General features: G+C 31.5%; 23 protein-coding genes. 9 read left to right on the top strand and 14 right to left on the bottom strand.

All coding sequences use genetic code 11. The features are described from left to right. Positions 1–149: 149 nt before the first annotated feature. Both ERX46_RS15905 and recR read right to left on the bottom strand, forming a co-directional pair. The gene (locus ERX46_RS15905; RefSeq protein WP_130094856.1) at positions 150–464 is read right to left on the bottom strand and encodes an HPF/RaiA family ribosome-associated protein; all 315 of its coding nucleotides are present in this window, start codon (positions 462–464) and stop codon (positions 150–152) included. Positions 465–1069: 605 nt separating this feature from the next. Continuing rightward, positions 1070–1690 carry a recombination mediator RecR gene (gene recR, locus ERX46_RS15900; RefSeq protein WP_130094855.1) on the bottom strand — a complete coding sequence of 207 codons (621 nt, stop codon included), beginning with the start codon at positions 1688–1690 and terminating at the stop codon, positions 1070–1072. A 154-nt stretch (positions 1691–1844) separates the two neighbouring features. On the opposite strand from recR, the gene ERX46_RS15895 reads away from it, so the two are divergent. The 3 genes from ERX46_RS15895 to ERX46_RS15885 are packed head-to-tail and all read left to right on the top strand — an operon-like array spanning position 1845 to position 3906. Further along, positions 1845–2558, top strand: a complete 714-nt coding sequence (locus ERX46_RS15895; protein ID WP_394345123.1) for a DUF6962 family protein — start codon at positions 1845–1847, stop codon at positions 2556–2558. Then, positions 2545–3006 carry an SsrA-binding protein SmpB gene (gene smpB, locus ERX46_RS15890; RefSeq protein ID WP_130094853.1) on the top strand — a complete coding sequence of 154 codons (462 nt, stop codon included), beginning with the start codon at positions 2545–2547 and terminating at the stop codon, positions 3004–3006. Before ERX46_RS15895 ends, smpB begins: the two co-directional genes overlap by 14 nt. A 12-nt stretch (positions 3007–3018) precedes the next feature. Then, positions 3019–3906: a bile acid:sodium symporter family protein gene (locus tag ERX46_RS15885; RefSeq protein ID WP_130094852.1), complete on the top strand. Its 888-nt coding sequence runs from the start codon at positions 3019–3021 to the stop codon at positions 3904–3906. A gap of 14 nt (positions 3907–3920) precedes the next feature. On the opposite strand, the gene ERX46_RS15880 is transcribed toward ERX46_RS15885, so the two are convergent. The 5 genes from ERX46_RS15880 to ERX46_RS15860 all read right to left on the bottom strand — a co-directional run bounded on the left by ERX46_RS15880 (position 3921) and on the right by ERX46_RS15860 (position 7367). Further along, positions 3921–4700, bottom strand: a complete 780-nt coding sequence (locus ERX46_RS15880) for a hypothetical protein (RefSeq protein ID WP_130094851.1) — start codon at positions 4698–4700, stop codon at positions 3921–3923. A 118-nt stretch (positions 4701–4818) separates the two neighbouring features. Continuing rightward, on the bottom strand, positions 4819–5202 hold the full coding sequence (locus tag ERX46_RS15875) for a hypothetical protein (RefSeq protein ID WP_130094850.1): 384 nt from the start codon (positions 5200–5202) through the stop codon (positions 4819–4821). Positions 5203–5233: 31 nt separating this feature from the next. After that, on the bottom strand, positions 5234–5578 hold the full coding sequence (locus ERX46_RS15870) for a hypothetical protein (RefSeq protein ID WP_130094849.1): 345 nt from the start codon (positions 5576–5578) through the stop codon (positions 5234–5236). Between the two features lie 131 nt (positions 5579–5709). Further along, positions 5710–6102 (bottom strand): DoxX family membrane protein, encoded by a 393-nt coding sequence (locus tag ERX46_RS15865; protein WP_130094848.1) that lies wholly within the window; start codon positions 6100–6102, stop codon positions 5710–5712. A 149-nt stretch (positions 6103–6251) separates the two neighbouring features. Then, a complete protein-coding gene (locus ERX46_RS15860; protein WP_130094847.1) occupies positions 6252–7367 on the bottom strand; it encodes an SDR family oxidoreductase in 1116 nt (371 codons plus the stop codon). A gap of 194 nt (positions 7368–7561) precedes the next feature. Here ERX46_RS15860 and ERX46_RS15855 point away from each other — a divergent pair, with 194 nt between their 5' ends. Both ERX46_RS15855 and ERX46_RS15850 read left to right on the top strand, forming a co-directional pair. Next, the gene (locus ERX46_RS15855; protein ID WP_130094846.1) at positions 7562–8041 is read left to right on the top strand and encodes a hypothetical protein; all 480 of its coding nucleotides are present in this window, start codon (positions 7562–7564) and stop codon (positions 8039–8041) included. 131 nt (positions 8042–8172) lie between these two features. Then, on the top strand, positions 8173–8652 hold the full coding sequence (locus ERX46_RS15850) for a hypothetical protein (RefSeq protein WP_130094845.1): 480 nt from the start codon (positions 8173–8175) through the stop codon (positions 8650–8652). 104 nt (positions 8653–8756) lie between these two features. Here the strand turns inward: ERX46_RS15850 and ERX46_RS15845 are convergent, their stop codons facing one another. The 3 genes from ERX46_RS15845 to ERX46_RS15835 all read right to left on the bottom strand — a co-directional run bounded on the left by ERX46_RS15845 (position 8757) and on the right by ERX46_RS15835 (position 12573). Continuing rightward, entirely contained in the window at positions 8757–9215 is a 459-nt protein-coding gene (locus ERX46_RS15845; protein ID WP_130094844.1) for a contact-dependent growth inhibition system immunity protein, read from the bottom strand. A gap of 303 nt (positions 9216–9518) precedes the next feature. Beyond that, a complete protein-coding gene (locus ERX46_RS15840; protein ID WP_130094843.1) occupies positions 9519–10358 on the bottom strand; it encodes a sulfurtransferase in 840 nt (279 codons plus the stop codon). Between the two features lie 427 nt (positions 10359–10785). Beyond that, positions 10786–12573 carry an AMP-dependent synthetase/ligase gene (locus ERX46_RS15835; RefSeq protein WP_130094842.1) on the bottom strand — a complete coding sequence of 596 codons (1788 nt, stop codon included), beginning with the start codon at positions 12571–12573 and terminating at the stop codon, positions 10786–10788. Between the two features lie 344 nt (positions 12574–12917). Here ERX46_RS15835 and ERX46_RS15830 point away from each other — a divergent pair, with 344 nt between their 5' ends. Further along, positions 12918–13721, top strand: a complete 804-nt coding sequence (locus ERX46_RS15830; RefSeq protein ID WP_130094841.1) for a type II toxin-antitoxin system antitoxin SocA domain-containing protein — start codon at positions 12918–12920, stop codon at positions 13719–13721. Between the two features lie 32 nt (positions 13722–13753). After that, the gene (locus tag ERX46_RS15825) at positions 13754–14062 is read left to right on the top strand and encodes a hypothetical protein (protein ID WP_130094840.1); all 309 of its coding nucleotides are present in this window, start codon (positions 13754–13756) and stop codon (positions 14060–14062) included. Between the two features lie 92 nt (positions 14063–14154). On the opposite strand, the gene ERX46_RS15820 is transcribed toward ERX46_RS15825, so the two are convergent. The 3 genes from ERX46_RS15820 to ERX46_RS15810 all read right to left on the bottom strand — a co-directional run bounded on the left by ERX46_RS15820 (position 14155) and on the right by ERX46_RS15810 (position 16649). Beyond that, entirely contained in the window at positions 14155–15117 is a 963-nt protein-coding gene (locus ERX46_RS15820; protein WP_130094839.1) for a D-2-hydroxyacid dehydrogenase, read from the bottom strand. A gap of 24 nt (positions 15118–15141) precedes the next feature. After that, positions 15142–16191, bottom strand: coding sequence for a 3-phosphoserine/phosphohydroxythreonine transaminase (gene serC, locus ERX46_RS15815; protein ID WP_130094838.1), 1050 nt, complete (start codon positions 16189–16191; stop codon positions 15142–15144). 131 nt (positions 16192–16322) lie between these two features. Next, on the bottom strand, positions 16323–16649 hold the full coding sequence (locus ERX46_RS15810) for a 30S ribosomal protein THX (RefSeq protein WP_130094837.1): 327 nt from the start codon (positions 16647–16649) through the stop codon (positions 16323–16325). A 461-nt stretch (positions 16650–17110) separates the two neighbouring features. Here ERX46_RS15810 and ERX46_RS15805 point away from each other — a divergent pair, with 461 nt between their 5' ends. Both ERX46_RS15805 and ERX46_RS15800 read left to right on the top strand, forming a co-directional pair. Beyond that, entirely contained in the window at positions 17111–17326 is a 216-nt protein-coding gene (locus ERX46_RS15805; RefSeq protein ID WP_165366257.1) for a DUF4160 domain-containing protein, read from the top strand. Then, positions 17310–17663, top strand: coding sequence for a DUF2442 domain-containing protein (locus ERX46_RS15800; RefSeq protein WP_130094835.1), 354 nt, complete (start codon positions 17310–17312; stop codon positions 17661–17663). The genes ERX46_RS15805 and ERX46_RS15800 overlap by 17 nt, the downstream gene beginning before the upstream one ends. Positions 17664–17815: 152 nt before the next feature. Here ERX46_RS15800 and ERX46_RS15795 read toward each other — a convergent pair whose 3' ends face one another. Next, complete coding sequence (locus ERX46_RS15795) at positions 17816–19402, bottom strand: phosphoethanolamine transferase (protein ID WP_130094834.1); 1587 nt, start codon at positions 19400–19402, stop codon at positions 17816–17818. Positions 19403–19404: the final 2 nt, after the last annotated feature.

Here is a 19404-nt window from a genome sequence, read left to right as displayed (position 1 = left end):
AAAATCAAAAATTCAAAATGAAAATACAATGTAAGGACGTTTTGCAAACGTTCTTTCCATTGTAGATAAATTGTAGAATTAGAAAAATCATCCCCAAAAAAAAAAGGACGTCCAATTTGAACGTCCTTCATTAATATATCTATAAATTCTTAATGACTTTGTAACTTCCCTAATAATGAGGATAAACTACTGATCATTTTTTTTGTTGCTCCACTAATTGCTTGTTCGATAGTATCGTCTTGACTTGATACTGCAACTGGTTTTAAACCTTGAGGACGTACTTCCAAAACACATTTTTTATCATTTGCTCCTCCTTTGTCGCCATTTTCATCAGAAAGATGAACTTCAACTCGCGTTACTTTGTCATCGAATCGACTTAAATCTTCTTTTATTTTTTTAGTAAAGTAAGCCTCGATTCTTTCTTTACCTTCAATGTTGTTGTCTGTGTTAAATAATACTTCCATGTTAATTATTTTATGAACGCTGCAAACGTTCGGTTAGTAATAAAAAGTAAAATAATTACCTTTAATTTGATAACACAATATAGGGTTTTTAAATTTACAAAATACGAATTGAGTAAGAATTTTATAAAACTTTGTGGATTCAAATTTTGAAAAAAGTTTTCATTAAAACTTCAAACATTTATATACAATAAATATAGAATTGTGAAGTTGTTTTTGAAAGGACGGTTCTACCCTGATTTTAATGGTTAAACCATTAACCTTTCCATTTGATCAAATCTAGTTTTATATAGATGTTTCCATTTTTGAGTTCAAATAACTGCAATACAAAGGTTTAATATTTTCAGTTCCAGAGGAACGACATATTAGTAGAGATGAATGAAATCCATCTCTATACAAACCCACCGAAATCGGCATAATTGCATGCAATTATGCCGATTTCGGTGGGTTTGTTTTTTGTTTATTAATAACCAAGTAAACTAGTGTACTTGGTTATTAATATGTCGCTCCTCTGGAGCTAGTTATTTAAGGAATGAATAATTATTGATAAATATTTTAGAATCCATATTGTATGAGTTCCCATTAAAATAGTGGTAGAACCGAAAAAACTATTTATGATTAAACGTCGATTCGAAAGGCAGTCTTTGGAGAATAGATCTTCCCAGAGTTAATTCATCGGCATAATGTAATTCTGAACCCACTGAGACTCCTCTTGATAAGGTTGTTACGGTTATATCTGAAGGTGATATTTTTTTGTAGATATAGAAGTTAGTCGTATCACCTTCCATTGTTGAGCTCAAAGCAAATATGATTTCATCAATTTTATCATCTTGAACTTTTTTCAACAAAGTAGGGATATTCAAATCTTCAGGGCCTTGTCCATCCATAGGAGAAATTACACCACCTAAAACATGATAGATTCCCCTATAACTTCTTGTCGCTTCAATAGCCATGATGTCGCGAATATCTTCAACTACACAAACTGTTCTGTGCTCTCGGGCAGGATTTAAACAAATCACACATACTTTGTTGTCCGAAATATTTCCACAACTTTCACAGTAAACAATATTCTCCTTTATACCTTTAATAGCATTAGAGAAACGATCGATTTCTTCTGGAGAACGCTTTAGAAGGTCAAGTACCAATCGCAAAGCACTTCTTTTTCCAATACTTGGCAAAGAAGCAAACTGTTCAACAGCTTCGTTTAAATATTTTGAAGGTAAATCCACAGCGACAAAGTTAGTTAGCTTTTCTTGAATTTGAATGTTTTTTGACGAAAATTGAGTGTTGGATTAATGAAAAAACAATGATTTGTCTCACAGAATTGTCTTAGAGTAATTATTTCAATTAGAATTGCTTATTTTTGCCGACTTATTGAAGAATATGGAAAATTTATGTGGCATTCCAGTTGAGAAATTACCCTTTGAATTTATGGGGTTATGTCTGCAGGAGCCAATGGCCTTGGTAACAAATATGTTGATTGCAATAACCTGTTTTATCATTTACTCAAAAATGAAAATAACGGAAACTAATTTTCAGAAGAATTGGAAATTGTTTTATTTGTTTTTTGGTTTGAGCACATTTTTTAGCGGATTCGGACACATGTTCTTTAATTATACTGGTGTTTATGGAAAATTTCCTACTTGGACTTTAGGATTGGTTTCAGCATTCTACGCAGGAAAAGCAATGATTAGCTTAAACGTAATTAATCCGAAATTATACAAAGGTTTAATTCGTTTACTTTATGTGAAGTTTATCGTGTTTACGTCTCTAGCGCTTTCATTACAGTCATTTGTCTTTGTAATGGCTGATGCAACAATTACCTATTTATTCTTTTGCATGGGATTCGGGATTTACTATTGGAGAAAAGGTTTAACATCATTTAAATATACTGTTTACGCAGTTTTAGTTCTTATTCCTTCCATTTTTATATTCACGATGCAACTCAATCCACATCTTTGGTTTAATAAGGAAGATTTAAGTCATGTTTTGATGACAACTACAATTATTTTCTTTTACTTTGGGGTAATACGATTAAATCAGATTGATTTAGATCATCTAGTTTCAACAAGAGAAGTTAAATATGTCAACAAATAAAAATCGAATAAATATAGTTAACAAACGTGCTCGTTTTGAATATCAGCTACTTGACAAGTACGTTGCGGGTATTCAATTGGGAGGAACGGAGATTAAAAGTATTCGCTTAGGTAAAGCGAGTATTCTTGAGGCATTTTGTGTGATTGAAAATAACGAAGTTTTTCTTCGAAATATGCACATTGCTGAATATGGAAACGCATCATTTTACCAACACAAAGCCAAAGCCGATAGAAAATTATTATTGAATCGAAAAGAAATCAATAAGCTGGATAAAAAAATGAAGACCAAAGGTTTTACCATCATTCCTCTCCGACTTTTTATCAATGAAACTGGATATGCAAAAGTAGAAATTGCTTTAGCACAAGGTAAAAAACTATTCGATAAGCGTCATGATTTGAAAGAAAAAGACGATCAAAGAGCAATGGACCGTATCAAAAAAGCTTACTAACCTTTTATGTAAATGCAGACATTCCTAGACTATTTATTGCCAGTTTCGATTGCTGTGATAATGTTTGGAATTGGTCTAGGACTCACCGTAAGTGATTTCAAGCGTGTTCTTATTTCCCCAAAAGCGGTTCTTTTTGGATTGTTTGGACAGTTGATTCTTATGCCACTTATTGGCTTTGGAATTGCTTTTGCATTTGATCTAGATCCCATTTATCAATTAGGAATTATTTTAATAGCAGCATGTCCCGGAGGAACTTCTTCTAATATTGTCACCTACATGTTGAACGGTAGAGTAGCGCTATCCGTTTCAATGACGGCTTTCAATAGCTTTCTAATCATCTTGACAATACCATTTATTCTTGATCTTGCATTTTCACTTTTTTGGACATCAAGTCGAGAGATTAACCTTTCCATGTTAGATACCTTTAGAGATGTAGCATTAACAGTGTTTATACCTGTTTTAACCGGATTGGCAGCGCGACATTATTTCCCAATTATTGTCGAAAAAATTAGAAAACCACTGCGCTTTATTTTGCCTGGAATTATGTTCGTTGTGTTTTTATTGGTCTTGATCAACGAAAAACAAAGTGGAGATAAATCTTTGGTTGAATATTGGGATTTATTGTTGCCAGCACTCTGTTTAAACGTCTTGGTTATGTTTGTTGGATTCTTCTCTTCTGGAGCCGCAGGAATAAATCACGAAGGAAAATATACGATAGCCATAGAAATGGGACTTCAGAACTCTGCATTGGCTATTTTCTTAGCAAATAATGTAATTCAAATCGATGGACTTTCATTGATCGCGGTGTTGTATGGAAGTTTTTCTTTCTTTACTACTTTGATAATTGCTTGGTTGATGAAGCGATTTATGAAGAAGAAAGAGGCGATTATTAATCCTTAATTGACTCATTCGACTTAATCTTTATTTTCATCCCATCCATCTTCCTCCCAGTTTTGATCTTCATTTTCACAATATAAATCTTCCCAATCTTCAATTTCAAATTCTGCTGATGTTTCATCAATCAACCCAGTATTAATCTGGATACTTAAACAAATAGAGAAAATCTTTTTCTTATCAGTTTTACCTTTTATTTCTTCTATAATTTTTAATATATGTGCTCCGATAGCCTCTTCTGAATAGGAGAAATAATTATCCAATGCTATTAATGCTTCATATTGTTCCTCTTGATTACTACTTTTCATTGATTCAACAAATACCTTTTTGATATTCGGAATATTGTAATGTGTTGAAATATTGCCCAATAGGCTCAGAGAACCACTCCTGCGAATTTCACTGGCCTTCGTTTTGTTATCTTCCAAAGCCAATATATCCATGGCTAGTCCTGCTACTCTGGAAATTAGCTTCTTAAACTCTTTATCATAATCAGTGTGAGAAAGTAACTCCTCATTCTCTTGAATATCCGTACCGTATTCCATCAATATTGCAATTGGAAGACGATCTATATAGCGCCAAAAGTTCTTTTCAATTTCTCTTAATTGCTTATTGGTTGTTACAGCAATTTTTAAAATTGTGTCACAAGTCATTACTATATCAGCATAAGAAATTTCTTTCGGAGATATCGAGTTTAATCTATTGAAAGTTAATTTATTATCAATAAAGTTCTGCTTTCCTGCAATAATCAAATCAACCTCTTGACTGATTTCTTTTATATTATTTAAAACTATTTTAGCCATTTTTGTTGTGTTGAGGAATGTATTCAAATTAAGCAAGCTTTTAATCTTGTTAAATCTACTGCATCCAAATATTATTACCAACTAGTTGTGTGAAGTTGGATGAATAATTTAACAACTATTAATGTATTGAATTTTCTTTCTTTAATGAATTCAGCTCATAAGTAATCAATACTCCGATTACAATAAATTCAAGTATGAAATAAATCCATCCAAGTACAGTCAGCGATTCAGAATGTTTAATTATTAATCCAATGGAAAGCAACAAATAAATGCTGTTGAAAATGATTAATATTCTCAAAAAGTGTTTCCAATTGGATTTTACAAAACGATTACAACTCAAAGAGTAAATAAATAGTCCGAACGCTATTCCGGCCAATAGATAAAGAACGTCTTTTGGCATTCCAAAATATTGTTCTAATTGTGCTAAAACACTAAATAATAATATTGTCGTCAGTAAAGCACCGAAAGCGTCAATCAGAAAAATGCGTTTTGGATTCAGCATAGATTGTTCAATAGTTTAAGTATGCATAAATCTATTCACACTTTTTACAAAGCGTATAAGTGGCTAATCCTTTTTTAGATTTCAAACAGCTGGTATTGTTTTTAACTTTCCATTTTGTAAGTACCTTCTTGTCATTTGACGAATCGATTAAATTGATTTCTTCATCAATCACAGACCATTTTCCAGTAACATCTGTTTTTTTGTCATTTATTACTCGAATATAATGAAAGGTTTGATCCTCATTTAAAATCAACTGATGAATGAAAGCTTCACCATAAGTGCCATTTAGGTTGTCTTTAGATTCTGTTTGAGCTATTGAAAGTGTCGAGATCATCAAAAGTCCAACTAAGCTTGTAATAATTTTTAAGGTTTTCATATTAATTGTTTTTTAGAGTCTGATTCTCGAAGCTTCAAGGTGCATTACTCTCGTTTTTATAGCGTTTAAACGATGAATTTACAATTAATTTTGTTAATGGTTTGAAAATGAGTTCGTTTAAATACTTTGGTTTAAGCTTTCAGTAAGGAGACATATTGTCTTCTATAGATATAAAGCATGATGATGTTAAAGCCTAAAAGGGTAAGTGCACCAAATATTTTAGGTAAATCCAAGGCAATATGAAAAAGTACAGCATTTACCGAAACACTCATTAAAATAACAGCCATCAGCGCGCCATATTTGTTTAAAATGAAGGCCAAAGCTGCTGCTATTTCAACTAATCCGACTAATTGCATAGCACCAGTTGAAGATAAATTCCCGAAATATGCCGTGGCTTCGGGTGCCATCTCTGGAAATGGGATGTAATTAAAGAAGTGATCGAATCCAAAAAAGAGCAGAAAAACTCCAAAGATGAATCGGATAACTATTGACATTTTTCTCTTCTTTTCTTTTAATTCAGACATAATATTTGATTCTAATTTTTCTAAATGTAGTTTTATTCTTTAGAAGAATGTTATTCAATTGGATATAGTTTGATTTTTAATGAGAAGCTCATTTAATGCGAATTCAAAATAGGCTAATTGTCCTGAAATGAAAACAAGAACAAAGAATTCTAATAACTCTTTCTAAACTTTTTCTCTACTGAAAAATTAATCAGATTCATAAAATTTTCATGAACTCCTAAAGTAATATCCAATTTAAGTTGTTCTATGAGTTTTAAAATCTGGTCGGACTTGAATTGTAAATCTGGAATAGAAACATATTTTTCGAAAAGTCCACCAATACTTTTATAGTACAATTGCTCAAAAGTATTCAGATTCTCAGGCATTTCTTCAACATATTCATAAGAGTTGATATTGAAAGATTCTAAAACATCTCCAACATAATCTTTGTGCAATATTTGTTTAGGATTTACGATGTTCAATTCCTTAATCTCTGGATTCAAGTAAGCATATAAAATTGCTTTGGAAACGAAATCTACCGGAACGATATTTAAACCACTCTTTTTGTCAATCCAAATTCTGAAATTGTCCACTTTTTTGCCTGCATATTTATCCAAAAATATAGCCCAAGAATAGAATACATCAAACTTTGGTGTTTCATAATATGGCTTGTCTAACAGTCGACCACAAATAATACTTGGTCTTAAAATTTGATATTGAATACTTTTCAATTCGCAAGTTTTCTTTACGTAATGCTCGCTTTCATATTTGGATTTCTCGTAAGCATTTCTAAAATCACTTACATCATAATTTCCAATTGAATCGTTTACTTTTCCATCTTGAATTCCAAATGAATAAGCAGTACTGATATAAAGAAAACGAGAAACAGATTTTGGTAACTGCTCCAAAAGTTGTTTTGTAACCAAGAAGTTTTGTGTATGAACCTTTTCTTTTGATTCTTTAGTGTCTAATAAACTCGTTGAACCTGCGCAATGAATAACAGTATCGAAATCGTAATTATCCAAAACTGATTGAGAAATTGTAGATAAGTCTTGAGAAAGAACGGTTACTTTTTCCAAGCATTCCTCCAAAGAAAACTGATCTAAAAAAACCGGACGAGATTTATCTTGTAGAATATCGATTAATCGTTGTTGAGCAGATTTCTCACTGTCTCTTATCACCACAAAAAGATGGTTAACAGTTTTCTCAACAAGTGCTTTGTGCACCCATTCAAAAATGATGTGACTTCCAACAATTCCAGCTCCTCCAGTTAATAGACAATTCATATAATTAGTAATTGTAATGTTTTAAAAAGTTGAATCTCGTTAATTCGAGATATAGGATTGATTTTTACATAAATCCAGTTCAACGCCGCAAAATTACGCTATTAAAATAAGGAAAAGATATATTAAAGGTTAAAAGTGGTTTAGGATGTTTAATTGAGTCAAATTCATTAGTTTTAATTCTAAAAACAAAAAATATGATCAAAGAATTCGAAAAAAACATATATCTAAAAATTAATTATGCTGAGAGGTATTTGAAAATTAGAGATAAGTACGTTAGCAGCGCAATTGAAAGTAAGGTTCATAAGGTACCTGAAATGAAAAAAATAATGAAAAAAATAGAAAATCATTCATACGAGTATAGAGGAGAAGGATCTCACTTAATCTCAAAAGAGGTTGAAGGCTTTATGGTCACTTATAATATAATTATGAGCCGTGGAATTTTACATTTTTTTATTTATGTATACGAAGACGGTAAGATAATTGGACCATCAGAATCGCATATAAGTTGGGTATTGCATGAAATTCCTTATGATAAAGAATTTAATCAAAAGATTCAAGCAAAATTTGGTCATGATACATTAGAAGATGTTGAGAATTATATTCATGACATTATCGCATTGTTAGATTCTTTTACAATAGAGTATTGTGCAGCATTGAAAGAACAAGGTAAATAGGATTTTGATGTTTTACAGAGTTATTCTTCTTGGATTGAGCTTCAATTATTCTGCCTCAAAAACTAGCAGATGATTACAAAATCAAGCTTGTTTTTGAAGCAGAATAATTAATATATCTAAAAACAAATTATATGATTAAAGAATTCGAAAAAAACATTTACCTAAAAATTAATTTTGCTGATAGGTATTTGAAAATAAAAGATAAATACGTCAGAACCGCACCTGAAAGGAAGGTTCATAAGGTGCCTGAAATGAAAAGCATAATGAAGAAAATAGAAGGGCATTCTTATAAGTATAGAGGAGAAGGATCTCATCTGATTTCAAAAGAGATTGATGGTTTTAAGGTTACTTATAATATAATTATGAGCCATGGAATTTTACATTTTTTTATTTATGTTTACGAAGACGATAAGATAATTGGACCATCAGAATCGCTTTTAGGCGGGGTATTACATCACATTCCATACGATAAAGAATTTAACCAAAGAATTCATGAAAAATTTGGTTACGACAGATTAGAAGATGTTGAGAATTATATTCACGACATTATTGATTTGTTAGATTCTTTTACAACAGAGTATTGTGCAGCATTGAAAGAACAAGGTGAATAGGATTTTCAAATATAAAATAAGGAAAAGATATATTAAAGGTTAAAGGTGGTTGGGGGTATTTAGGTATTGGATTTTTTCAAACTTTATTAATAGGGGAGATACAATTAATTAATCTTCTCAAAATCTTTAAATTCTTTTAGAATCTCTCTTGCTGTATCATATTCTCGGGCTTTATTTTTAATCAATTCTATGTTTTTATTAAATAGAACACCTACTTGAATCCATTTGTCGTTATGGTCTTTCCAATAGTCTACGTCGCTTGTCAAAACAGATTTCAGCAAATCGCCTTCATAAAAATCACCTTCGATTAATATGTTTTCTTGTAATGCTTCAATCGCTAATGGTATCAAATAAGGAAGCCCAATGTTTTGACCTATCATTATTCTTAAATCTTCAGTTTCAAAATCCTTTAATTGCTTTTTTCTTAATTGATGACAAGTTTTTACCAAGTGACTATCAGAATCAGGCGCTCCCCAATAATCCTTCTCCAAAGCTTCTAAGCTTTTTGTCATCCAATTCTTTTCAAGTATTGATTTACTTGAATTATTTTTCGGTTTGGCCATCTTGAATTTTAATATTTCGAAGGTTATTTAAGTAAAGTAAAAATATTTTTATTGTTGCACTTTAACAAGTGGAGTTTAAATAAAAGTTGATTTGAAGTGCTTAAAATAATTTAATTAATTCCCAATTTTCAAGAGTTCTTTATCTAAATCACTTTTCATCTCTTGAGGAATAAAATTCATGCCTATATAAAGTTACTTTCCATCTTTTGAAACAATTTTGTAAGCGCTTTTCTTTGAATTATTTCCTTTACATTATTGCGATTCATTATTGTTTTTTGCAAACCAGAATAAACAATTATTTGCTCATTCCTCTGTAGCAATGGTTTTATTATTTCTCGACCATTCACTCCAAGAACCTACATATAGTTTTGGGATTTCTAATCCTGCGTAATCTAATGCTAAAAGTGTGTGACAAGCTGTGACACCAGAACCACAGTGAACAATTACGTTTTCGGATTTAATATCGCCAAATAATTTCTGATATTTTTGCTTTAATAAATCAGGTGATAAAAACTGTCCATCTTCGGCTAGATTAGTGGAGAAAGGAACATTTATTGCGCCCGGAATATGACCAGCAATTAAATCAATTGGCTCACTAATTCCTTTGTACCGATTTGATTCTCGTACATCAATTATTATATGGTTTTCATTTAGGGAGTTACTTTCCACTTCGGCCATATCCGCAATCTTTAATTTCCAGTTTTCATAATTGTAATCTTCAACTACTTTTGGAGTTTCGGTTTTATCATTTATGGGGAAATTAACTTTTATAGCTTGTTGCAATCCGCCATTCAAAACTTGAACTTTCTCATGACCAATAGATTTTAACATCCACCAAAATCTCGCTGAAGCATTTGCTCCATTCTTGTCATCATAAACGACAATATGGCTCTCTTTCGTTATCCCGATATTCTTTAAAGTTTCAGCAAAATTTTCAATTTCGGGCAATGGATGTCTACCGCCAATAGCAAAGTCTTCTTTAATATCTGCTAAGTCAGAATTTAAGTCTACAAATACAGCAGTGTCTAAATGACTTTTTTGGTAAGCTTCTTCGTTTCTTGCATCAACGAGAATTAAATCTTTTGATGGGTATAGTTTCAATAATTCGTCTGCTTGAATTATTAGTGAGATTTTGTTTTCCATGGTTCGTTTCTTTTATAATAGGCTTATGACTTTTTAATCTGTCAAAGATTGTCATGTCTATTGCTAGAAATCTATTTCTATCCAATAAATTTACATTTTTTCTTAGTCTTTCATTGACTTTTTAAAATTTTGTAAATCTTTGATGAGAAGCATAAATGTTTTGAGTTTTCATAAATGTAAATTCGAAGTCTAAAACCCCACCCCGACGGAGACTGATAGCTTTATGCAGTTGTTTTTGATTGCAGACAAGCTAATTTGAGTAGAGACCTTGTGAAGCTCACTTAAATAGCATTGTTTGCCAAAAAGAACAAATAAACTAAAGGTTGCAGGCGGAAATGGTGGCCAAAAAAGAAAGTAAAACTCTTAGCTCATAATTCTTTTAAATATGGGTATCCAGTTGCAAAGTATGTAATTCCCCAATTCGTAATTATTTATACAATCCCTCAATTTCTTCCTTATATTTCTCAATTACCAATCGTCTTTTTAATTTTAAAGTTTGTGTCAATAATCCGTTCTCAACTGTAAAAGACTCATCTGTGAAAATGAATTTTTTTGGAATTTCATATCCACCGTATTTCTCTTTTAAACTTTTTCTTATTTCAGTTCCAATAAATTCTTGAACGTTAGGTAAGTGAATCAATTGAGCGACATCTGTTTTTACATTTAGATGTTGTGCTGTCTTGCGTAAAACGGCTTGGTCTGGAACGATAACACAAACATTAAATGCTCTTCCATCACCATAAATCATTGCTGTTTCCACATAAGGCAACAAAACAATGTCTTCTTCAATAGCTGATGGAAATACATATTTTCCGTTTTCAAGTTTGTATTGTTCTTTGAATCGACCTGTGACATACAAAAACCCATCCTTATCTAATTTTCCACGATCTCCAGTTCTTAACCAACCATCATCAGTGAAAACCTCCTTTGTTTCCTCTGGTTTATTGTGATAACCTACCATAAGATTTGGTCCTTTTACTTGTATTTCACCGTCTTCGCTATCATCGTCAACCATGGATTTGTCAATGCGGATATCAATAAATTCTAAAGCACTTCCAACACTTCCAATTCTATTTGTTTCTGGACTATTCATTGTAATTGCAGGAGAAGTTTCGCTTAATCCGTAGCAATTATAAACCCCAACACCAATGTCGGCAAAGAAACTCGTTACTTCATTATTCATTTGAGCACTTCCAGTAATACTTCCCTCTAATTTACCTCCAAAGCGGTCTCTTATTTTCGATAAAACAAGTTTATTTCCAATTCCATACATTAGTTTTGTACCCAATCCAACTTTACCTTCTTTAAGGCGATATGCTCTGGCTGCTTTTAATGTTTTATTGAATAGTTTTAGCTTAAAACCACCTTCTTCTTCCATTTTTTGATGAATTCCAGCATAGATTTTATTAAAAACACGTGGAACAGCAATGACGAATGTTGGCTTTACTTTTACAAAATCATCTGCAAGTGTATCCATGCTGTGCATAAATCCAATCGATCCTCCAAAATATAACCAGTTGTACAATTCAGCGGTTTGACCATAGCTGTGCGCCCAAGGTAAAATTGATAAACTTACTGAAGTTTGATTGAGCTGATTAATATAGCGTCTATATCCTGCTCTTGCATTGGAAGAAAAATTTCCATGTGTAAGCAAAACTCCTTTTGGATCTGAAGTGGTTCCCGATGTATAAATAAGTGAGGCAATATCGCTCGCTTTTGGAATTATGGAAGGAATAATATTCTTTTCACCTATAATTTCAAGGTGACTCATACTTTGTTCTCCAGTTGTTTCAATAATGAAGATATGTTCTAATGAATCTATTTTGTCTTTGAAATGTTTTATTTTCTCATAAATAGCAGGGGAGGAGACCAATAAAAATTTTACGCCTGCATCTTTAACAATATATTCCCAAGTACTTTGATTTTCACTTTCGTACATTGGAACAAATCGCGCAACTAATCCATAAGTTGCAAAAGCTGCTACTGCCCATTCTACTCGGTTATTCGAAATAATTCCAACAGCCTCACCACTTTTGATAGCTAAAGAAGCCAATGCACTTCTGAAATTATCGACACGTTTGGAAACATCGCTGTAGGTAATCCAATTAAATTCTCCGGACTTTATGTCTTTTGTACCAAAAAGTCTATTGTTAGCGAATTTTTCTGCAGCCGACTCAAAAAGTTCAACTAAATTATCAGGTTTTTCTATTGTCATTTTAGTGTTTTGTATTTTTATAATTGCTTATTCAGTTAAAAATAAGAGCAGTAGTATAATAAAAATTCAGCTCTTCATTTATCCTTAAGCGATGCGTAAATATTAGGATTACGTCCATTGATAAATATAATAAACTTTTGTAAGTATTGTGAGTGCTAGACTGATTTGTTGGTAGTTTAAGTTAATTTGTCACCTATTTATTTGAATATTATTAGATGGAAAGTTTAGATGTCCATAGCTTTAGTACAAATAGATGATAGTGATATTACTTTTGTTTCTAATTAAATCAATTAATTGTTTTATATTAAAACATTATCTATCTTTGATAAATATTATTAATATCAATGGAAAGAAGATTAAATCAAAAACTAATCGGCAAAAGACTTACTGAACTTAGAAAGTTGAAAGGGTTATCGCAAGAAGATTTATCAAAGAGTGTTGATATTTCACGACCCTCTTTAGCGCAAATAGAACTTGGAAATAGGAATGTGAGTATTCTTGAAATGCAGTTACTATCAATTGAATTAGAATTTTCATTAGATGATTTTATGTCCAAAGACTTTAAAATTAATCAGGAGATTTTGAATGAAAATAAAGAATTGCATAATGAAGTTGAAGAACGAGCTTCAGAACCTATTTTGAATGTTGGAAAATTAAAAAATGTCTTGTTGTATATTCTTGAAAAATGTGCTGGAAAACCCAATGTAGGTGAGACTGTACTTTATAAGTTATTGTATTTTTCAGATTTTAACTATTTTGAATTGTATGAAGAGCATTTAACTGGTGCTACTTATAAAAAGCTTCCTTTTGGACCTGTTCCGCAAAAACTAAATTCGATTATCAATCAAATGGTGGAGAGTGGACAATTGAAAAGGATCAAAACTAAATATCATGATTATCCGCAAATTCGCTATTTACCTTTAGTGAAAGCAGATTTAAGAAAGTTAAAAGCTAGTGAAAAAGAAGTTTTGGATAACGTGATTGAGCAAATGAGTGATTGGTCTGCCGCTTCAATTAGTAGTTATTCCCATAAAGATTTGCCTTGGTTGGCCTCAAAAGAAGGTGAGGAAATTAGTTATGAACTGACTTTTTATAGAGAATTACCTTTCTCAGTAAGAAATTACGGAGATGCAATGGAACAAGAATGATTTTCGAGGAACTATCAGAGTTTAAAAGGGACTTGAAAAAACTCCTAAAAAAATATAGAACCTTAAATAATGATTTGGATGTTTTGAAAAAGGTGTTAATGTTTTCTCCTAATGAAAGACCTCCTTTTAGTTTTCAAATTGATAATTTGGGTTTAACAACATGTGTAATAAAAGTAAAGAAAATTGCTTGTCGATCTTTAAAAGGTAAGGGAGTGAACTCGGGTTTACGATTAATTTATGCTCATTTTAAAGAAGAAAGTAAGATTGTATTTATTGAAATTTATCATAAAAATGACAAAGAAATTGAAGACCGAAAAAGAATTACTGATAATTTTGAATAGTGATTGAAAAATAAAATAGCTTGTTATTTTAACTCAAAAAAAAGCGTTCAACCTTTCGGCTAAACGCTTTTCAATATCAAAATCAATTATTTCTACTTCTTAAAAGTAGCGATAATTTTATCAGCTAATTCAGTTCCAATTCTTGCTTGTGCTTCTGCAGTTTGACCACCAATATGCGGAGTACTTGCAATTCCTGGATGATTCAATAAGTCAGTTCTTGGAGATGGTTCGTTTTCAAAAACGTCTAATGCTGCAGCTGCAACTTTTCCGCTGTTTAAAGCTTCAATTAAATCATCTTCATTGATAACACCACCACGTGCAACGTTAAATATACGTACGCCATCTTTCATTAATGCGAATTCAGCTTTTCCAATTACAGATTTGTTACCATCTTGTTTAGGTACATTCATTGAAATAAAATCTGCTTGTCCAAGTGCTTCTTTAACATTGGTTGTTGTTTTCACTTTCGCTATAACTTCACCTACACCTTCAATAGAAATTGGAATATCAACTTCTTCATCATAAAGAGAAAGTCCAATAACTTTCATTCCAGCTCCCAAAGCGTAGCTTGCCAATGTTTGTCCGATACGACCAAAACCATAAATCAAAAGTGTTTTTCCTCTTAACTCAATACCTTTACTGTATTTCTTTTTTAAGCTTTTAAAATCATTTGCACCAGTTTTTGGCATTTCTTTATACGAATCGTAAGTAGAACGTGCCAAAGAATACATTGTACCCATTGTTAATTCAGCAACAGATTGTGAAGAGGCTCCTGGTGTGTTTTCAACCGTTAAACCTTTCTCTCTTGCATATTCAACATCAATATTGTCCATTCCAACTCCACCACGACCGATGAATTTAAGATTTGGACAAGCATCAATTAGGTCTTTTCTTGCTGTTGTTGCAGAACGAACTAGTAAAGCAACATAATTTTCTTTGTTTATTGCATCTATTAGTTTGTCCTGAGGAACATTTTCTGTTACAACTGTAAATCCAGCTGCTTCCATTCTTTCTATTCCTTCTGGAGAAACTCCGTCATTTGCTAATATCTTCATTCTATAATTTTTCTACTATTAATTTTATAATGATTTCATAATGTCAACCAAAGCCTGAACGCTCTTTAACTCTAAAGCATTGTACATTGAGGCGCGGTATCCACCAACAGAACGGTGACCTTTCAATCCAATGATATTTCCATCATTCCAAAGTTTATCAAAACGCTCTTTTTTGCTATCATCTGTTAAACGGAAAGTAACATTCATTAATGAACGGTCTTTTACTTCTGTAGTTCCTTCGAAATTTGGATTGCTATCGATTTCTCCATAAAGTAAATCTGCTTTCGCCTTGTTCTTTCTTCCCATTTCCTCAACACCACCATTTTTCAACATGTGTTTCAAGTTTAAGTTTGAAACAAATACAGAAAATACAGGAGGAGTATTGAACATACTGTCTTTTTTAGCATGAATTGCTAAATCTAAGTAACTTGGGATATTCAAAGAAGATTTTCCTAATATGCTATCTTTTACGATGTATAACGTTGCTCCAGCAGGACCTAAGTTCTTCTGTGCACCAGCATAAATTAAATCAAATTTAGAAACGTCTATTGGTTGTGAAAATATATCAGATGACATATCACAAATCAATGGAACATTTGTCTCAGGAATTGATTTGAATTGTGTTCCTACGATTGTATTGTTTGAAGTATAATGCAAGAAGTCAATATCTTCTGGAATCTCATCAAATTCTGGAATATAATTGAATCCTTTGTCTTCTGAAGAAGCGATTGAAACAGCTTCTAATCCAGCATTAACACCTTCCTTGATAGCATTTGTTGCCCAAGTTCCAGTATTAATATAAGCTCCTCTTTTATGTTCTCCAGCTAAATTGTAAGCTGCAATTAAAAATCCTAAACTAGCACCTCCTTGTAAGAAAAGAACTGTGTATCCCTCAGGAACATTCAATGCTTTTTTTACGTTTTCGCGTGCTTCTTCCATTACTTTAACGAAGTCAGCACTTCTGTGCGAAACTTCAAGAATAGATAATCCATTAAAATCAAGAACTGCTGCTGCAGCTTCTTTAAATACCTCTTGAGGTAAAATACATGGTCCGGCTCCAAAATTATGTTTCATCTTGCTTCTTTTTTTTACAAATATGTTAATAAATATGCGTTTTCTTTTAGGATTTGATGTTTAAAACTGTGAAAAATCAAATAAAAAAAAGAGCCGACACGAATGACGACTCTAGGGATATATTTATGAAATTATTTCTCTTCTTTTTCTTTTTTATCAGCAGCTTTAGCTTTTGGCTTTTCCTCTTTTTTAGCTGTTGTTGCTTTTGCTTCAACTTTAGTTTCTGTTTTTTTAGCAGTTGCCTTTGGTGCAGTTGCTTTCTTTTTAGCAGGCGCTTTATCTTCAGCTTTCTTGGTTGTCGCTTTTTTTGCTGTAGTCGGTTTAGGAGTTGCTATTTTTGGTTCCTTAGTTTTCGTTACAGGTATGTTTACTCCTGTCCCTGCTTTTTTAGGTCTAGATTTACCAAATGAACTTCTAAATCGCTTTCCTTTTGCTGTTTTAACATCACCTCTTCCCATGGTATAATATTTTAATTAGTTCGATTGCTAAATATACGAAAAATATGATGTTAAAATCAATTTTAGTTTTTTTTAATTTACTCTGTTTTAAGGAAACTTTGGGTATGAAAAGAAAAAGCTAGTACAAAATGAATAGACCAATTTGAATTAGCTATTTCTTAATTGTTCATTATTACAATATTTTATGGAGCTTGCTATGATCTTTTAATCGAAATATTTGTAATCATTTTCTATATAAATGCTTGTACATAATATAGTAAGTGAGATATGGATGTTGAATGTTGTAAGAAGTTTTTATTTTTTGTTAAGTGTATATTTTTAATTCTAAATTCACATTAAATTTGATTTATAAGTTATGTTAATTTTAAAGTAATTTGACCCACTCTATAAAAAGTCAAGATTTAACCTGTTGAATTGATTAAAATATTTGTAACTTTATTACTATACCTAAAGTTTTAATCGTGAATGGTTATCGTTTTTATTTTTACAGTAATGAAAATGGGGAGCCAGTTCACATTCATATTTTAAAAGCTGAAGGGAATGCAAAATACTGGTTGAACCCGCTAGAAGAAGCTTATAGTTATGGTTTTACTTTACAACAAAGAAAAGATATTTTAAAATTGCTAAGTAAGCATAAAGAAACATTAATAAAAGCTTGGTATGAATACTTTAAATAAGGAAACCGATAAAAAATCGAATGACTCAATAGATCGTTTGATTTTTGAACAAAAGCTGCGAATCAAAACCTTACATATTGATAAGGACCTTGATTTACTATTGCTTATTTTTAATAATGGAAATGTTTTAAAGGTGAAATTGTCCGACTATCCTAGATTAAAAGAAGCAGATAATTCTCAACTTTTAGATTGGCAGTTAATTAATGGAGGAGTGGGGATACATTGGGGAAGTTTAGACGAAGACTTATCTCTCAAAGGTTTTATTAAGACTTCAGCTTTAAATAAAATGATGAGAAATTTGATGGGACAGGATAATGATGAAAGCTTTGTTGTTTAATTTAAGAGAAATAATCTGTTGAAATAGATTCAAGTTCTTATACTGTATTATTAAATTTATTTATACACATGTTGAGAATTTGAATAAAATTGATTAAACCTTAGTAATTAGGATGGTGATAAAGGTTTTAAATTTGACTAGAATCTATTAAATTACTCATCATAATCCTTCCCATCCTCTAAAATCCGCTTTCTTTCACTTTCAAAATTAGCATTAACAATACTGTTCCCTGGTTTCAGCAATGGCGTTTGTATTCTTGCCAAATCAATTAAGGTGTGAAGTAAATGGTCTGTAACATAAGGAGCGTTTTTTCTACTTTCAGCTACTTCCGAAAATTTAAAATTTGTATTTTTATATTCATCAGAAAACCAGATAAAAAATGGAATTTCAACATTAGATTTCGGTAATCTCCCAGCGTAATCATGACCCAAATTTCCTCCTTCATCATAAACATTTTCACCATGATCAGCAGTGTAAATAACAACTGCATTTTCTGTGTTTTGATTTATAATTTTTAAGAGAGAATCTAAAACATAATCATGGTATAAGATACTATTATGATATTCTGCAATCGTTTGCGATTTACCATCATTACCTTTGAATTTATTGAATTCTGATGGATATCTACTTTTGTATGAAGAGTGATTTCCCATTGTATGAATTATAATAAACTTTAAAGAATCCTCTTTTTGAAGGACTTTCTCGATTGGTTCAAAAAGCAATTCGTCATAAGAACTCATCAGCGTCGATTCCATAGAATTACTACTGGAAAGATTTACGAAAATCGGGTGATTGGCCTTTCTCGCAAATACGGTTACAAGATTTTCCCAAATTCCAATTGGCGATTGATTCGAAACCCAATAATTGGTATATCCAGCTGAAGAAAATACATCCATTATATCTGCTCCTTCATTTAAAGAAATAGTATTGTCTAAAGCTGTTTCGGATAAACTTGTTAAAACGGATGAAATAGTATTAGAGTAGGAGGAGATCACATTGTCAAAAACATATAAATCATCTCGGTTGCTCAATAATGGTGTCGTAGCATTTTCGTTACCATACAATTGCATGTGATTTCTATTGCAAGATTCTCCTAAAATCAAAATAACTGTTTGCTTTTTGACTACTGATTTTGCATCAACGATTTGAATGGCTTTACTTTCTTTTGCGGTTTTGAATTGATCTAATTGTTGCTCGAAGGTAATGGCAACTTTTATGAAATTTGGAACGCCCTTTCTAACTAGTCTATTATTCACTGCATTTTCTAATACGAATCCCAGAAAGATTAAAAGGAAAATCCCGTAAAAATATGGATTATTGGAATACTTTTTATGAATTGGTCTGTGTTTCCAAGCTAAAATACTAATCACCAATAAAGGGGCAATTAATAGCAGGTTTAAACCAATTTTTATACTTAAGAAATCGATACTTTCTTGGTAGTTTGTTGCAGAAATAACAAACAAGCTTGATGTAGATAAAGGACCTTTTAAAATTATCCAATGCAGGCTTTCAATAATTACTATTATGCTGATAATAAAAACTCCTGTTCTATAAATTGAATAACTTTTAGCGGTTCTGTATAGAATTACAAACAGGGTTTGCCATAGAAAATTGATTATAATTAATCGAAGAGAAACCAAGTCACTATTTATGAAAAGCCCTAAAATTATTGGGAAGTTAACAAGTAGTGTAAGGTAAAGTGGAAATATTTGATTGAGTGTAGTAAGTATTGCTCTCATAT

The sequence above is a fragment of the Brumimicrobium glaciale genome, from assembly GCF_004152935.1.
GTDB lineage: Bacteria > Bacteroidota > Bacteroidia > Flavobacteriales_D > Crocinitomicaceae > Brumimicrobium > Brumimicrobium glaciale.
Note: the sequence above shows the minus strand (reverse complement) of the source record. Positions and strands in the feature narration are given on the sequence as shown.

Coding starts and splice junctions, on each gene's coding strand:
- ERX46_RS15905 (WP_130094856.1), bottom strand. CDS start 464: ATGGAAGTATTATTTAACACAGACAACAACATTGAAGGTAAAGAAAGA.
- ERX46_RS15895 (WP_394345123.1), top strand. CDS start 1,845: ATGGAAAATTTATGTGGCATTCCAGTTGAGAAATTACCCTTTGAATTT.
- smpB (WP_130094853.1), top strand. CDS start 2,545: ATGTCAACAAATAAAAATCGAATAAATATAGTTAACAAACGTGCTCGT.
- ERX46_RS15885 (WP_130094852.1), top strand. CDS start 3,019: ATGCAGACATTCCTAGACTATTTATTGCCAGTTTCGATTGCTGTGATA.
- ERX46_RS15880 (WP_130094851.1), bottom strand. CDS start 4,700: ATGGCTAAAATAGTTTTAAATAATATAAAAGAAATCAGTCAAGAGGTT.
- ERX46_RS15875 (WP_130094850.1), bottom strand. CDS start 5,202: ATGCTGAATCCAAAACGCATTTTTCTGATTGACGCTTTCGGTGCTTTA.
- ERX46_RS15870 (WP_130094849.1), bottom strand. CDS start 5,578: ATGAAAACCTTAAAAATTATTACAAGCTTAGTTGGACTTTTGATGATC.
- ERX46_RS15865 (WP_130094848.1), bottom strand. CDS start 6,102: ATGTCTGAATTAAAAGAAAAGAAGAGAAAAATGTCAATAGTTATCCGA.
- ERX46_RS15860 (WP_130094847.1), bottom strand. CDS start 7,367: ATGAATTGTCTATTAACTGGAGGAGCTGGAATTGTTGGAAGTCACATC.
- ERX46_RS15855 (WP_130094846.1), top strand. CDS start 7,562: ATGATCAAAGAATTCGAAAAAAACATATATCTAAAAATTAATTATGCT.
- ERX46_RS15850 (WP_130094845.1), top strand. CDS start 8,173: ATGATTAAAGAATTCGAAAAAAACATTTACCTAAAAATTAATTTTGCT.
- ERX46_RS15845 (WP_130094844.1), bottom strand. CDS start 9,215: ATGGCCAAACCGAAAAATAATTCAAGTAAATCAATACTTGAAAAGAAT.
- ERX46_RS15840 (WP_130094843.1), bottom strand. CDS start 10,358: ATGGAAAACAAAATCTCACTAATAATTCAAGCAGACGAATTATTGAAA.
- ERX46_RS15835 (WP_130094842.1), bottom strand. CDS start 12,573: ATGACAATAGAAAAACCTGATAATTTAGTTGAACTTTTTGAGTCGGCT.
- ERX46_RS15830 (WP_130094841.1), top strand. CDS start 12,918: ATGGAAAGAAGATTAAATCAAAAACTAATCGGCAAAAGACTTACTGAA.
- ERX46_RS15820 (WP_130094839.1), bottom strand. CDS start 15,117: ATGAAGATATTAGCAAATGACGGAGTTTCTCCAGAAGGAATAGAAAGA.
- serC (WP_130094838.1), bottom strand. CDS start 16,191: ATGAAACATAATTTTGGAGCCGGACCATGTATTTTACCTCAAGAGGTA.
- ERX46_RS15810 (WP_130094837.1), bottom strand. CDS start 16,649: ATGGGAAGAGGTGATGTTAAAACAGCAAAAGGAAAGCGATTTAGAAGT.
- ERX46_RS15800 (WP_130094835.1), top strand. CDS start 17,310: ATGAATACTTTAAATAAGGAAACCGATAAAAAATCGAATGACTCAATA.
- ERX46_RS15795 (WP_130094834.1), bottom strand. CDS start 19,402: ATGAGAGCAATACTTACTACACTCAATCAAATATTTCCACTTTACCTT.